Annotated in this window: 9 protein-coding genes and 1 pseudogene; 4 read left to right on the top strand and 6 right to left on the bottom strand. The window is 73.1% G+C overall.

From position 1 onward, the window contains the following. Nucleotides 1-177: 177 nt before the first annotated feature. The 3 genes and pseudogenes from GA0115240_RS15485 to GA0115240_RS15475 all read right to left on the bottom strand — a co-directional run bounded on the left by GA0115240_RS15485 (nt 178) and on the right by GA0115240_RS15475 (nt 4860). Nucleotides 178-1879 (bottom strand): annotated as a pseudogene (locus GA0115240_RS15485) (LCP family protein). Between the two features lie 153 nt (nt 1880-2032). Then, nucleotides 2033-3715, bottom strand: a complete 1683-nt coding sequence (locus tag GA0115240_RS15480; RefSeq protein ID WP_256069822.1) for an LCP family protein — start codon at nt 3713-3715, stop codon at nt 2033-2035. Between the two features lie 383 nt (nt 3716-4098). After that, nucleotides 4099-4860, bottom strand: a complete 762-nt coding sequence (locus tag GA0115240_RS15475; RefSeq protein WP_256069821.1) for a TIGR03089 family protein — start codon at nt 4858-4860, stop codon at nt 4099-4101. A 214-nt stretch (nt 4861-5074) separates the two neighbouring features. On the opposite strand from GA0115240_RS15475, the gene GA0115240_RS15470 reads away from it, so the two are divergent. Both GA0115240_RS15470 and GA0115240_RS15465 read left to right on the top strand, forming a co-directional pair. Continuing rightward, on the top strand, nt 5075-6169 hold the full coding sequence (locus GA0115240_RS15470) for a nucleotidyltransferase family protein (protein WP_093737259.1): 1095 nt from the start codon (nt 5075-5077) through the stop codon (nt 6167-6169). A 45-nt stretch (nt 6170-6214) separates the two neighbouring features. Further along, the gene (locus tag GA0115240_RS15465) at nt 6215-7204 is read left to right on the top strand and encodes a DNA-3-methyladenine glycosylase family protein (protein ID WP_370673341.1); all 990 of its coding nucleotides are present in this window, start codon (nt 6215-6217) and stop codon (nt 7202-7204) included. A gap of 91 nt (nt 7205-7295) precedes the next feature. Here the strand turns inward: GA0115240_RS15465 and GA0115240_RS15460 are convergent, their stop codons facing one another. From GA0115240_RS15460 to GA0115240_RS15450, 3 genes are read right to left on the bottom strand one after another with little or no spacing between them, the layout of a single operon-like run. Further along, nucleotides 7296-8642: a coenzyme F420-0:L-glutamate ligase gene (locus tag GA0115240_RS15460; protein WP_093737258.1), complete on the bottom strand. Its 1347-nt coding sequence runs from the start codon at nt 8640-8642 to the stop codon at nt 7296-7298. Continuing rightward, nucleotides 8639-9595, bottom strand: coding sequence for a 2-phospho-L-lactate transferase (cofD, locus tag GA0115240_RS15455; RefSeq protein ID WP_093737257.1), 957 nt, complete (start codon nt 9593-9595; stop codon nt 8639-8641). The genes GA0115240_RS15460 and cofD overlap by 4 nt, the downstream gene beginning before the upstream one ends. Nucleotides 9596-9634: 39 nt before the next feature. Beyond that, entirely contained in the window at nt 9635-10189 is a 555-nt protein-coding gene (locus tag GA0115240_RS15450; RefSeq protein WP_093737256.1) for a cysteine dioxygenase, read from the bottom strand. A gap of 666 nt (nt 10190-10855) precedes the next feature. Here GA0115240_RS15450 and GA0115240_RS15445 point away from each other — a divergent pair. After that, nucleotides 10856-11119, top strand: coding sequence for a WhiB family transcriptional regulator (locus tag GA0115240_RS15445; protein ID WP_093737255.1), 264 nt, complete (start codon nt 10856-10858; stop codon nt 11117-11119). Between the two features lie 314 nt (nt 11120-11433). After that, a partial coding sequence (locus GA0115240_RS15440; protein WP_093737254.1) for a glycosyltransferase occupies nt 11434-14762 on the top strand: 3329 nt, incomplete at its 3' end.

Raw genomic sequence — 14762 nt, 5'->3', positions numbered from 1 at the left:
ACCGGCGGCGGCGCGGGGTCGACGGGGCGGGACGCTGCTGCGGGGCGTCCAGCCGCAACTCATAGGTGCCGGTGACCGGGTCGAGAACCCACTGGTCCGCCGGATCCACAAATTCGGGGCCTTGCGTGTCCACGGTCGCTCAGGTCCTCCATGCGGCCGGCCGGCCACTCACCTTGGTCATCCGACGCATGCCGTGTTGTCCGCCTCGGTCTTCTGCACGCCGTCGGGCACGGTGGCCGCGCCGATCGGAATGCCCGGCTTGATGAAGTCCGCGCCCAGGGTGAGCGTCATGGACGCCGGCGGCTGGGCCTGCGCGGCGCCGGCCTTGAGGGCGCTGGCCGGCAGTCCCATCATGGCGGCCAGCGAGCGCGCCTGGTCGGCCTGGTCGGGCGTGTACTCCAGGACGGTCCGCGCGGTCGGCGCGGGCGCGTTGCCGCCGTTGTCGGAGCGGCTCACGCCCTTGGTGCTCCGCAGCCACTCCACGGTGTCCTGCGCGGCGCCGATGATCCCGCTGCCGTTGCGGACGCTGACCCGGGTGTCCCGCGGCGCCGCCCTGGTGCCGGCCGAGCCGGGGGTCGGGTGCGGCCGGCCGCTTCTTGACCTGGGTGAGCGAGACGTCCCGCTTGATCAACGAGACCAGCTGCGGCGCCCTGGTGCGGTCGACCACCACGGTCGCGTGCACCTTCTCGTCGGGGTTGTCCGCCACCGGCAGGGTGGCGAAGGTGATGTGCTTGGTGTCGACCGCGCTGAGGTCCCGGGCCAGGCTGCTGAGCTTGGTGACGCTGCCGATGGCGGTGTCCACGGTGAGCGCGTGGGTGGCGGCGTTGGCCAGCGTCCACAGCTTCGACGGACTGGTCAGGGTGCCACTGGACTTGATCTGCCGGATCATCGCGCTGAGGAAGTTCTGCTGCAGCTTGATCCGGTCGAGGTCGCTCTGGTTCCGCAGCGCGTGCCGGGTGCGGACGAACTCCAGCGCCTGTTCGCCCTGGATCGTGTGCCGGCCGGCGGCCAGGTCGAGATGCGACTTGGGGTCGACCAGCGGGCGGGCCAGGCAGACGTCGACGCCGCCGACCGCGGCGGAGAGGGTCTTGACCGCCTCGAAGTCGACCATCATGAAGTGGTCGATCCGCAGGCCGCCCATCATCTGCGAGACCAGCCGCATCGTGCAGCCGGGGTCGCGTCCCTCCTGGCCGAGGCTTTCGTTGAACTTCGGCGTGGTGAGCTGCTTCGGCGTGCCCGGGATGACCTTGGTGGAGCCGTCCTTCTGCTTGGTCGGGCAGTCCGGGATGGCGGTCACGATGTCGCGCGGGATGCTCACCGCGGTGGCGTTGCTGCGGTCGGCCGAGACATGGAAGAGGATCGTGGTGTCGGCGTGCCCGAGGCTGCCCGGGTCGCCGTACGCGTCGCCCAGGCCCTGCCGGCTGTCGGTACCGATGACCAGGATGTTCATCGGGCCCTCGTGGGTGACGCTCTTGCTGCCCGCGTCGCCGACGTCGACGGTGGTGATGTTGTTGTTGAAGTGCTCGTAGACCAGGAATCCGCTGACGCTGCCGGCCAGCAGCACGAAGCCGACGGCGCCGCCGGTCCAGGCGAGCGCCTTCCGCCGGCGCGACATCCCCGGCTTGGCCTTGCGGCGCCTGCGCGGACCGGCCAGATCGGTGGCGGGCGCGGCGGGCGCCGCCGCCGAGGACACCGGGCCCGGCCGTCCGGAGGATCGCTCGGTGGCGGAACGCTCAGCCACCCGGCCGTAGTTGACCTGCGGCGGCACGCTCGGTGACGGCGTCTCCTCCGGGTCCAGCCGCAGCTGATACGTGCCCGTCGCCGGGTCCAGCACCCACTGGTCCGCCGGGTCGATGTTCCTACGGCCTTGCGTGTCCACGGTCCCTCGGGTCCTCCATCCGGGATCTGCCGGAGCGCTCACACTAGCTGCCAAGTTCAGCGCCGATATGCGTCCGTGACAAATCCCGTGCCCCTACAACCGGACAAACCCGTCGATCTCGCCGACGGCTTGAACGGGCCTTTCAGCGCCCTTTCACTGATCATTGCCGCAGATGTCACGGTCCGCGGTCGTTCCCTTGTACGTCGGGGCGGCGCTCGGGGTAGCGCTGGCGGGGACGTTGGTGGGGGCGTCGGTGGTGCCGCCGGCGGGAGCCGAGGGCGAGCCGGACGAGGGGCTCGTCGGAGAGCTGGTGGGCGAGCTTGTCGAGGTACCGGTCGAGGAGTCGGGACCGGCCTCCCCGGTCACGTTCACCGGCTGGTCGGCGCGCAACGCGGCGAACAGCTCGTCCGCGCCCGGCTGCCTGAGCTGATCGCGGTCGTGGTCCTCGACGTACGGCTCCTGCGGCAAGGTGAGGAAACGTATCGCCCCGGTCGGCGTCTGCTGGATGCTGTGCGCGAGGTTGTACAGCTCGTTGAGCGAGTCGAGACCCGGGTCGGCGGTCAGCGAGGAGGTGGCCGCGGACAGCAACGGGTAGAGCTTGACCGGGTTGAGCAGCACGCCGTTGCTGCGCACCTTCTTCACCAGCGAGGCCAGGAAGTCCTGCTGCCGTTCCATCCGCTGGGTGTCGCTGCCGTCGCCGAGGCTCTCCCGGGCGCGCACATAGCCCAGCGCCTGCTCGCCGTTCAGCTTCTGCTGGCCGGCCGGCAGGTCGAGATGGGCGTTGGCGTCGTGCACGGGCTCGGCCACGCAGACCTCGACGCCGTTCACCGCGTCCACCATCTTCTTGAACCCGCTGAAGTCCACGACGAGATGGTGGTCGACACGGATGCCGGTCATGTTCTCGACCGCCCGGATGGTGCAGGCGGCGCCGCCGAACTCGAAGGCCCAGTTGAACTGTTCGAACCGCGGCGCGACCGTACTGCCGTCGGGCTTGGTGCATTCGGGCACGTGGACCATCAGGTCGCGCGGGATGCTGACCGCGGTGGCGCTGCTGCGGTCGGCCGCCAGGTGCAGCAGGATCGTGGTGTCGGAGCGCTGGGTGCCGGTGTCGTGCCCGTACTTCTCGTTCCCGTCGCCGCGGTTGTCCGAGCCGATCAGCAGGATGTTCTCGGCCTTGGTCGGGCCTTCGGTCGGCCGCTGGGCGGCTTGTGCCTTCAGCTCGTTCTCGGTCGTGGTGTCGGTGGTGATGTTGCTGTTGAGGTGCTGCCAGAGATACCAGCCACCGCCGCCGAGGGCGAGCACGAGGAAGGCGGTGCAGGCGGAGATCACGCGCACCCAGCGGTAACGCGGCCGCGCCGGGGGTATCTCCCGGCCGGGCCCAGCCGCGGGGCGGGCGTCGGCCTCGGCCGGGGACACCGGCTCGACCGGGCCTTCGGCCGCGGGACCGGCCGCGGGCCCGACTGCGGGGTCGACCACCGGCTCTACTGCGGGGTCGACCACCGGCTCGGTCCCGGCTTCGCCTCCGGCGGCCGCCCCGGCCCCGGTTGCGGCCTCGGCCGTCGGCTTCGACTCGTCGTCGGTCGTTGCTGCGGCTGCGGCTGCGGCTGCGGGCTCGGGCGTGGGCGCCGGTGCTGGCTCGGCCTCGGCCTCGGGCGTGGGCGGCGGTGCGGGCTCGGATTCGTGCTCGGCCCCGGGCCGAACTTCCGCCCCGGCACCGGCTTCCGCCCCCGCTCCGGGCAGGCTCGTGCCCTCGGCTCCGGTCCCGGCTTCGGGGGAGCCCTCGGTCGCCGCGGTGGCGGCGGGCTCGTCCTGCTGGGGCTCGTCTGGCGTGGTCACGTCGGTGCCCGTCCCTCTGGTTGTTCGCCCGGCGGTGGCCGGTGTCGGCCGTCTTCGGGGGATCGGACCCGAATGTTCGACCGACACTCGTTCAGACAGTCGAATCGGCCTGTTGGTTGCCCGGGGTGCCGAATTCCCCGCGTTGTTCGGCGGAAACCCCGGTGTCCACGGGCCGGACAGGAGATGCCGACCGGTCCGGCGGCGATGGCGGAGTACGCGTACGACCACATGGCGTTCGTACGACGATGTGGATCATCGTACGGCGATGCGCTGGCGCATACGGCGATGCGGTCGCCCGTACGGCAATGCGGCCGGTAGTACGACGATGTGGTCGGCCGTACGGCAATGCTGCCCGCCGTACGGCTGGTTGGCCGCTCCCGTGATCAGCGGCCCGCGGTGTGGGTGACCCGCTCGGCGTCCACGCGCCGGGCCAACCGGTCGGCGGGCAGCGCGTCCAGGTGCCGGCACAGCACGACCGAGGCGTCGGCGGCCAGCGGCGCCAGCAGTCCGGCGGCCAACCCGTCCCAGGTGTCGTACGACAGTCCGGACAGCAGCCGGGAGCCGCGGCTGAGCCCGAGGGCCCGCGCCGACGCGAGCGCGCGCTCCACCACCTCGCCGCCGGTCAGTACGCCCTCGTCGCCCGGCAGTTGCAGCGCGGGCGCGTCCGGTCCGACCGGCACGTAGGGCGCGAAGCGGTCGCCCTGGCTCGGCACCTCCACCGCGTAGTCGGAAAAGCCGGCCGGCGGCTGCGGGAAGCGGCCGCCGAGCGGGCGCAGCGCCAGCGCCACCCGCTCGCCCCGGCAGGCGCGGGCCGCCTCCAGCGTGTCCGGCCCGCTCACCACCAGATCGGCCTCGGCGGGGTCCCCGCCGGGCGCGACGACCACGCCGGCCGAGAACGCGGCCAGCACCCACGCGGCGGTCTGCCAGTGCGCGGGCAGCAGCAGCGCGAGCCGGTCGCCCGGCTGGGCCCCGAGGTCGTCCTGCAGCAGATTCGCCGTCTTGGCCACCCAGTTCGCAAAAGTAGCCGTCGACAACTCAACCCTTTCCCCGGTTTCGTCGTCATAGAAGGTGACCAACGGCCTGCCGGAGTCGGCGCGCAAGGCATCGGCGAGCAGTGCGGCGGGGGTGCGGGTGGTGGGCGTCACGCCGGTCAGGCTACCTGGCGTGATCCGGTCGACCCGGATCGGCCGTACGGGTAGCGTTGCGCCACGCAGCAGAGCGACCATCAGGTACTGATTCATCGGCTATACGGCTTATGTCACTATCTTCCCCATGCCAGCATCCATGCCTGCACAGAGCCTTCCGGCGAACTCCGGAGCAACGGATCCCAGGGATGCCACCGACACCACCGAGCACACCATGAGCCGTACCGCGACCGAGGCCATTCTGCTGGTCGGCGGCAAGGGAACGCGGTTGCGACCGCTCACCGTCAACACCCCCAAGCCGATGATCCCGGCCGCCGGCGTGCCCTTCCTGACCCACCAGCTGGCGCGGGCCAGGGCCGCCGGTATCGAGCACATCGTGCTCGCCACCTCCTATCTCGCCGAGGTCTTCGAGCCGTACTTCGGCGACGGATCCGCACTCGGCCTGCACCTGGAGTACGTCACCGAGAGCGATCCGCTCGGCACCGGCGGCGCGATCCGCAACGTCGCCCACCGGCTCGACTCGGCGCCCGGGGACCCGGTCCTGGTCTTCAACGGCGACATCCTCACCGGCCTCGACATCCCCGCCCTGGTGGCCACCCACCGCCGCAGCGGCGCGGACGTCTCGCTGCACCTGACGAAGGTGCCGGACCCGCGCGCCTTCGGCCTGGTCCCCACCGACCGGGACGGGCGCGTCACCGCCTTCCTGGAGAAGCCCGAGACACCCGAGGAGATCGTCACCGACCAGATCAACGCCGGCGCCTACGTCTTCACCCGGTCGGTCATCGACACCATCCCGGCCGGGCGACCGGTCTCCGTCGAGCGCGAGACCTTCCCGGACCTGCTCGCCACCGGCGCACATCTGCAGGGCATGGTCGACTCCACCTACTGGCTCGATCTCGGCACCCCGCACGCCTTCGTCCGCGGCTCCGCGGATCTGGTGCTCGGCCGCGCCCCCTCGCCCGCGGTGCCCGGCCGCCACGGCGAACGCCTGGTCCTGCCCGGCGCCCGGGTGGCCGACGACGCGAAGCTCTCGGGCGGTACGTGTGTGGCCGAAGGCGCCTTCATCGGCTCGGGGGCGCGGGTCGACGGCAGCACCGTGCTCGCCGGCGCCCGGGTGGAATCCGGCGCGGTGGTCAAGAACTCACTGATCGGCGCGGGCTCCCGGATCGGGGCCCGAACCGTCCTCGACGGTGTCGTCATCGGCGACGGCGCGGTGGTCGGCTCCGACATCGAGCTGGTCCCGGGCGCCCGGGTGTGGTGCGGGGCGCGCATCGAATCGGGGGCGATCCGCTTCTCGTCGGACCAGTGAGGCGCGGCCGGTCCGGCCCGATCGGCCGCCGGGTACGCTCAGCAGGTGCTTCCCCCTCGAACGCGTCCCCAGGGCGTCGGCCTGCCCGCGCCCCGGCGCGACATCGGCGCCGCCGTCCCGGTGGCCCGGACGCGGACCTGGGTGCCGGCCGGGCCCCTCGACGTGCGGCTCACCGTCCTGCCGTGGCGCCGGGGCGGAACCGACCCCTCCTTCCGGATCACCCCCGACGGCGCGGTGTGGCGGGCCAGCCGCACACCCGCCGGACCGGGCACCTTGCGGATCACCGGCAGCCCGGCCCAACTGGAGGGCCACGCGTGGGGCCCCGGCGCGCAGTGGCTGCTCGACGCCCTGCCCGGGCTCCTCGGCGCCCATGACGACCCGTCCGCCTTCGTGCCGCGGCACCGGGTGGTCCACCAGGCCCACCGGCGTCATCCGGGGCTGCGGCTCACCCGCACCGGACTGGTGCTCGAAGCGCTGATCCCCACCATCCTCGAACAGAAGGTCACGACCACCGAGGCCAACCGGGCCTGGAAGCTGCTGCTCTTCCAGCACGGCGCGCCCGCGCCGGGTCCGGCCCCCGCCGACCGGATGCGTGTCATGCCCGACGCGCGCGGCTGGGCGCTCATCCCCTCCTGGGACTGGCACTGCGCCGGGGTCGACAACAAGCGGGCCTCGACCGTTCTGCGCGCGGTCCGGGTCGGCGCCCGGCTCGACTCCCTCGCCGCCCTCCCGCCCGAGGAGGCCGGCCGCCGCCTGCAGAGCATCTCGGGCATCGGCCCCTGGACCGCGGCGGAGACCCTGCAACGCAGCCACGGCGCCGCCGACGCCCTCACGGTCGGCGACCTCCACCTGCCGCACCACATCGGCTACGCCCTGGAAGGCACCCGGCGGTCCAGCGACGAGGCGATGCTCCGGCTCCTGGCGCCCTACGAGGGCCAGCGTCACCGCGCCAGCCGGCTGATCCTCCTCGCCACCCACGCGCCGCCCCGCCACGCCCCCCGACTGGCCCCGAATCCGCCCAATCGTCACTCCTGATCCGCCGCTCCTGATCCGCCGGCTGCTGCTCCGCTGCTCTTGACGCGGGGAGCGGGTCAGGCAGGCGGGCGGGCGGCGGACGCGGTGCGCGTCAGCGCACGACCAGGAAGTCCGCCCCGGACCGAGGAGCCCGGGCGGCCGGCGCGACCGCGGGCCGACCGATGGCGACGGCCCCCATCGGGTCCCATTCCGCCGGCAGCGACAGGACCTCCCGCACCACATCCCGGCAGAACATCGTGGACGACACCCAGGCCGACCCCAATTGCTCCCCGGCCAGGGCGACCAGGAAGTTCTGCACGCCGGCTCCGGCGGCCACCACGAACATCTCCCGCTCAGCCGCGGCCCGCCGCGGATCCGGATAGGCGTGCGCCCCCTCGGTGACCAGGCACGGCACGGCCAGATACGGCGCCGCACGCAGGACGTCGCCCCGCCGCAGCCGCTTCGCCACGCTCTGCTCGGAGAACCCGTCCCGTCGCAGGTCCGCCGCCCACGCGTCGCGCATCGCGTCGAGCAGCCGGGTCCTGGTCGCTGCCGACTCCACCAGCACGAACCGCCACGGCGTGGTGTGATGCGGGGCCGGGGCGGTCACGGCCAGGTCCACCGCACGGCGCACCGCGGCCGGATCCACCGGCTCGTCGGTGAATTCCCGCACCGTCCGCCGCAGCGAGACCGCTTCCCGTACCGCCTCGGACGTACCGAGCCGGAACATGTCGTTGGCCGCGGCGCGGACCAGCGGCCGGGCCCCGGCGTCGGCCGCTTCCGGCGCGGGGTCCACCACCGCGGACAGCCCGCGGACGACCGCGACAGGGACGCCGGCCGCCTTGCCCTTGACCAGGTCACCGGCGGCGGCCAGCTCGTCCGCGGTGGCGGTCACCGTCATGCTCAACTCATTGCCGTGCATGTCCCGGGCGCCGCGCAGATCGCCCAGTACCCGCACTCCGGAGGCGCCGATCGCCACATCGGTGAGCCCCTCGCGCCAGGGCCGGCCGAAGGTGTCGGTGACCAGGACCCCGACCCGCACGCCCAGCGCGTCGTGCAGCCCCTGCCGGATCCGCCGGGCCGAGCCGTCCGGGTCCTCCGGCAGCAGGAGCACGGTGCCGGCCGGGGTGTTGGAGGCGTCCACCCCGGCGGCGGCCATCACGAAACCGTGCCGGGTCTCCACGATCCGGGTCGGCCCGCGGCGCGCGACCAGCCGCACCATCTCGGCGTCGATCGCCGCCTCGCGGTCCTCCGCCCGCAGGACGCGGCCCTCGGCCTTGCTGACGATCTTGGACGTGACCAGCAGCACATCGCCGTCGGCCAGCTCCACCCCGGTCGCCACGATGAGCTTGGCGATGTCCGCCCCCGGCTGCACCTCCCCGATCCCGGGCACGCCGAACACCTCGAAGCGCGAAGCGGCCTGCCCGGCCGGCCCGGCGCCCTGGCCGACGGCGCTCACGCCTGGACCTCCTCGGCCAGCGCCAGTGCCTCCCGGGCCATCCGCGCGGTGGCCTCGACGCTCTCCATCAGCAGCGGCACGGCCCGGCAGCGGATGCCCGCCGACTCGACCTCCGGCACGGCCCCGGCGTCCACCGTGTCCACCAGCCAGCCGTCGAGCAGCCCACTGCCGTAATGGGCGGCGACCGCCGCGGCGGTGGTCTCGACGCCCACCGCGGCCAGCACCTTGTCCGCCATCCCGCGCACCGGGGCGTCACCGATGATCGGGGACAGCCCCACCACCGGCACCCCGGCCTCGGCGATCGCCTCGCGGATGCCGGGCACCGCGAGGATGGTGCCGATGCTGACCACCGGGTTGGAGGGCGGGAAGAGGATCACATCCGCGGCGCCGATCGCCTCCAGCACCCCGGGCGCCGGCTTGGCGCCCTCGGCCCCGACCGGCACCACGGCATGCGCGGTGACCGACGCGCGCAGCCGTACCCAGTACTCCTGGAAGTGCACGGCCTTGCGCTCGCCGTCCACCTCGACCAGGACATGGGTCTCCACCCGGTCGTCCGACATCGGGATGAGCCGTACGCCGGGCTTCCAGCGGGCGCACAGCGCTTCGGTGACCGCGCTGAGCGGATAGCCGGCACCGAGCATCTGGGTACGGACGATATGGGTGGCGAAGTCCCGGTCGCCGAGCCCGAACCACTCCGGTCCGACCCCGTACGCGGCCAGCTCCTCCTTCACCGCGAAGGTCTCCTCCGCCCGGCCCCAGCCCTGCTCCTCGTGGATGCCGCCGCCGAGGGTGTACATGACGGTGTCGAGGTCGGGGCAGACCTTCAGCCCGAACAGATGGATGTCGTCTCCGGTGTTGCCGACGACGGTGATGTCCGCCTCCGGCGCTGCTGCCTTGAGGCCGCGCAGGAAGCGCGCCCCTCCGATACCTCCGGCCAGAACCACGATTCGCATGGTCCCCAGTCTGTCAGCCCGCCCACCCGGGCCGACGGGTCATGCCCGTGCTTGCGTCGCAGGCAGCGCCGCAGCCGCCGCCTCCCGCGCCGGTGCGGGCGCGCCGTCCGCCCGGCCGCCGCTCGTGCACCCGTGCGGCGTCATCTCCGTCAGGCCCGGGAAGTAGACGTGCAGACTGACCGCCGGCTCCAGCGAGTCGTTGACCACCTCGTGCACGTATCCGGTTGCGAACGCGCGCTGATGACCGGGGGTCAGCTCCCGGGACGCCTCGCCGCGCGAGCCCAGCGCGCGTTCCCGCAGTGCGCCGTGCAGGACGGTCAGCACACCGGAGGACTTCCCGTGGTCGTGCAGTCCGCTGCCCTGGCCGGGCAGCCAGCTCAGCAGCCACACCTCGTAGCCCGGTCCGGTCTGCAGGCGGGCATACCAGCGGGTGGTGGCGTCGTAGCGCACCTGGGCGGCCCAGCGCGCCCGGTCGGCGGCAATGGAGCGGGCGAGTCCGGCGAACTCCGCGACGGTGCTGGGGTGTTGCGGCACCGGGGGGAGCAGGTGGGGCAGAGCGAGCGGGTCACCGGCGATGGAGACGTCGGAGTACATGGGGTGATGTTCCTCTGCAATGCGCGTGAAGGGGAGGTGCCGGAGGCCGTTCCAGCTTCCGGGCAGGGGTTCAGCGGCAGTGACAGGAACAACAACAGCTCTGCGCGAGCGCGACGCAGCGGGACTCGCCTCGGCGAGTCCGGAAGGGCGCGTTGTGCTCAGCGGACATGAGTCAAGAACACCGTTTCGGGAGGCCTCCTGTCAACTCAATGTCCGCTTTATCCGCCATGTTCACCCGATCCGGTAACGCACAGTGCTGAAAGGTTTGTGCGTCGGCGGGTGCGGATAGATGGTGCGGCATCCGTGCAGATTCGATGCAGATCCGATTTCGGTCCGGGAACACACACCGCCCGGTGTGACGTTGTGCTTCTGTGATCGAAATGTGATCCACAACGCTTCATCCGAACGGTGGAACGCGGCACGCCGCCGCGGCGTCTGACGGTATGTGAGCGGTTGGTCGGCGGGACGATGGTTGACGGGCGAGAGTTTTTGGCCGATATCAACACTTTCCGTTACCCCTTGGTTCAGCGGAGTGAATAACGGGCCCAATAGCAGATTCCGGCTTGACTGGCCCGGATCGGCACACTTGTAATTTCACTCGTGTCGTTTCAGCCGGACATCGTGACGGCAGGCATCACGGGGAAGCACGACAGACGAGGGGCGCGCATGACCGAGCAGTTCCAGTTGCTGCTGGCCGAAGAGGCCGACGAGGAACTCGGCTGGCAGGAGCGTGCGCTGTGTGCGCAGACCGACCCCGAGTCGTTCTTCCCCGAAAAGGGCGGATCCACGCGTGAGGCGAAGAAGGTCTGTCTCGCCTGTGAGGTCCGCTCCGACTGCCTGGACTACGCGCTGGCCAACGACGAGCGCTTCGGCATCTGGGGCGGCCTGTCCGAGCGCGAGCGGCGCCGGCTGAAGAAGGGCGTCGTCTGACCGCGGACCGGACCCGGCCTCCCGCCTACCGCCCGTCTTCCGTGCCCGCCGGCACGGCAGGCGGGCGGTGTCGTTCCCACCTCCGTGACCCGGGCCAGAGCCCTTGCCCCGCCCGGTCCGCGCGCCGGTGCCAGCACCCCCGCCACCACCCGGGTCCGGACCGCGCCGGAGCCGTGGCCGGGCCGTCCGGGGCCCACGCCCGGACGGCGGGCCCCGGTTGAGCCGTTAGTGTGGGGGGCCGTCCAAGACGTGGGCCCGCCGCCGAGTGGGCCGACCGTCCACCCGCAGTCCAGCGAACCGGGGCCAGAACCTCGATGTCCGTGAACAGCCCAGCTCCGGCCGCTCACCCGGTCGGCACCCCTGAGTTCCCGCGCCATGTCGTCACCGCCGTGCTGGTCGCCCACGACGGCGCGCGCTGGCTGCCCAAAGCCCTCGCCGGGCTGCTCGGCCAGGACCGCCCGGTCCAGGACGTCATCGCCGCCGACACCGGCAGCGCCGACGACTCCGCCCGCCTGCTCATCGAGTCGCTCGGCGACCAGCGGGTCCTGCACCTCGCCCGCCGCACCGGTTTCGGCGCGGCGGTGGAGGAGGCCGCCCGCGTCGCCGTCCCGCTGACCGCCGAGGACCTGCCCTACCTCCAGCGCCGCAGCGGCTGGGACCCGGTCAGCCGGACCTGGAACGACGACGTCTACGACGAGCCCGCCCAGCCGCACGGCGAACCCGTCCAGTGGCTGTGGCTCCTGCACGACGACTGCGAACCCGACCCCGGCGCGCTCGCCGCCCTGCTGCGTACCGCCGAATCGTCCCCGTCGGCCACCGTCATCGGTCCCAAACTCCGCAGCTGGTACGACCGCAGGCAGCTGCTCGAAGTGGGCGTCAGCATCGCCCGCAGCGGGCGCCGCTGGACCGGTCTCGAGCGGCGTGAGCAGGACCAGGGCCAGCACGACCAGGTACGCCCGGTGCTGTCGGTGTCCTCGGCCGGCATGCTGGTGCGCCGCGACGTGTGGGAGGAACTGGGCGGCTTCGACCGCCGGCTGCCCCTCATGCGTGACGACGTGGACTTCTGCTGGCGCGCCCAGGCCGCCGGCCACACCGTCCTGATCGCCCCCGACGCCGTACTGCGCCACGCCGAGGCGGCCTCCCGCGAGCGCCGTCCGGTCGACTGCGCGGGCCGCTCCGCCGTGAACCCGCACCGCGTCGACAAGGCCGGCGCCGTCTACACCCTGCTCGCCAACACCCGGGGCCCGCTGCTGCCCTACGTGGTGCTGCGGATCGTCGTCGGCACCCTGCTGCGCACCCTCGCCTACCTCGTCGGCAAGGTCCCCGGCCAGGCCGTCGACGAGATCGTCGGCCTGCTGGGCGTACTGCTGCGGCCCGGCCGGCTGCTCGCCGCCCGGCACCGGCGCGGTCGCGGCCAGGTACCGCCCTCCGAGCTGCGCCCGCTGTTCCCGCCGCCCGGCGCGACCGTCCGGGCCACCGTCGACCAGGTGGTCAGCAATCTGGCCGGCCGCGCCGACGACGCCTCGGCCGCGGTCGGACGCCACGGCGGCGCCGGCGAGACCGGTCCCGGCGACGACGACGGCGACTTCCTGGAGATCGAGCAGTTCGCCCGCCTCAAGCAGATCGCCCGCAAGCCGGGGCCGGTGCTCTTCGCGCTGCTGCTCGTCGTCTCGCTCGCCGCCTGCCGGGCACTGCTCGGCGGCGGGGCGCTGGCTGGCGGAGCCCTGCTGCCGGCCGACCCCGGCGCCTCCGACCTGTGGGCCACCTACGCCGGCTCGTGGCACGCCTTGGGCACCGGCGGCACCCAGGCCGCGCCGCCCTACATCGCCGTGCTGGCGATCTTCGCCACCGTGCTGTTCGGCTCCACCGGCCTGACCCTGACGTTGTTCCTGGTCGCCTCGGTCCCGCTGGCCGGCGCCGCCGCCTACTTCGCGTCCCGCCCGCTGGTGGAGTCCCGGCTGCTGCGCGCCTGGGCCGCGGTCGCCTACGCCTTCCTGCCGGCGGTCACCGGAGCGCTGGCCGCCGGCCGCCTGGGCACCGCGGTGCTGGCCATCCTGCTCCCGCTGATGGCCCGCGCCGCAGTCGCCATGGCCGGCCTCCAGCTGAGCTCCACCGCCATCGAGCGCGGCGCCCGCCCCAGCTGGCGCGCCACCTGGGCACTGGCGCTCATGCTGACCTTCACCACCGCCTTCACCCCGGTCACCTGGCCGATCGCCCTGGTGCTGGCCGCGATCACCCTCGGCTGGCGGCTGGCGACCGGCCGGCGGCAGCTGCTCGTCCCGCACCTGCTGCGGTTCGCGGCGCTGATCATCACACCGATCGTGCTGCTCGGCCCCTGGTCGCTGGCCCTGCTCAGCCACCCGGGCCGGCTGCTGAACGAGGCCGGACTGCCCTACGGCACCGGCTCCGCCTCCGGGATCGACCTGCTGCTGCTCAGCCCCGGCGGCCCCAAGGCGTCCGGCGGCTTCCTGCTGGTCGGTGTGGTGCTGGCCGCGCTGGCCGCCCTGATGCGCGACACCCGCCGCACCGCGATCGTCGCCGCCTGGGCCGTCGCCGCGTGCGGCCTGCTCTTCGCCGTCGTCGAGAACGGCAAGGACTGGGCGGGCCCGGCCACCCTCGTCTACGGCATCGCGCTGCTGGCCGCCGCCGCCATCGGAGCGGAGAACGCCAACGAGCGGATCGCCGCCAGTGGCTTCGGCTGGCGGCAGCCCGTCGCCGGCCTGATCGTCATCGCGGCCGCCGCCGCGCCGCTGCTGGCCGCCTTCACCTGGGTGGCCGACGGTGCCAACGGCCCGATCAAGCGCGCCGACCCCCAGCAGGTCCCCGCGTTCGTCGCCGAGGAGAGCCTGTCCGGCGACCAGCCCCGCACCCTGGTCATCAGCGGCACCACGGGCAGCGTCTCGTACGCCCTCGTGCGCGGCTCCGGTGTGCGCCTGGGCGACGCGGAACTCGCCGCCGAGGCGGACCCGGACCGCGCCCTGGACGGCGTGGTGGCCAACCTCGTGGCCGGCTCCGGCGCGGACCAGGGCAGCCGGCTGGCCGGCTACGCCATCCGCTACGTCCTTGCGCAGAAGGGCGCCCCGCGCTCGTACGGCCGGGTGCTGGACAGCACCCCGGGCCTGTCGCGGGTCAGCCAGACCGGCGGCACCGAGCTGTGGCGGGTCAACGCCCAGGTCTCCCGGATCACCATCACCAGCAAGGGGGCCCAACCGGTCTCCGTGGCGGCCGGCCGGATCGAGGCCCACACCGAGGTGCCCGCCGGTCCGGCCGGCCGCGTCCTGCGCCTGGCCGACTCCGCGGCCCCCGGCTGGCACGCCACCCTCGGCGGCGCCGCGCTGACCCGCACCACGGTCGACGGCTGGGCACAGGGCTTCGAACTGCCCGCGACCGGCGGCCGCCTGGACGTCACCTTCAAGGAGCCGGTGACCCACATCGGCTGGCTGGGCGTCCAGGGACTGCTGCTGCTCGTGGTGATCGTGCTGGCACTGCCCGGCCGGCGCCGCGAGATCGACGACGACCTGCCCGAGGCGGACGGCGCCACCGCGACCGCCACCGGCACGTTCACCGCTGATATCCCCGGCCAGGCCGCCGGCGAGGGCCGCCGGGCCCGCCGCCTCCAGGCCGCCGCCGACGCCGAGGGCGC

It is taken from the genome of Streptomyces sp. DvalAA-14, from assembly GCF_900091855.1.
GTDB lineage: Bacteria > Actinomycetota > Actinomycetes > Streptomycetales > Streptomycetaceae > Actinacidiphila.
Note: the sequence above shows the minus strand (reverse complement) of the source record. Positions and strands in the feature narration are given on the sequence as shown.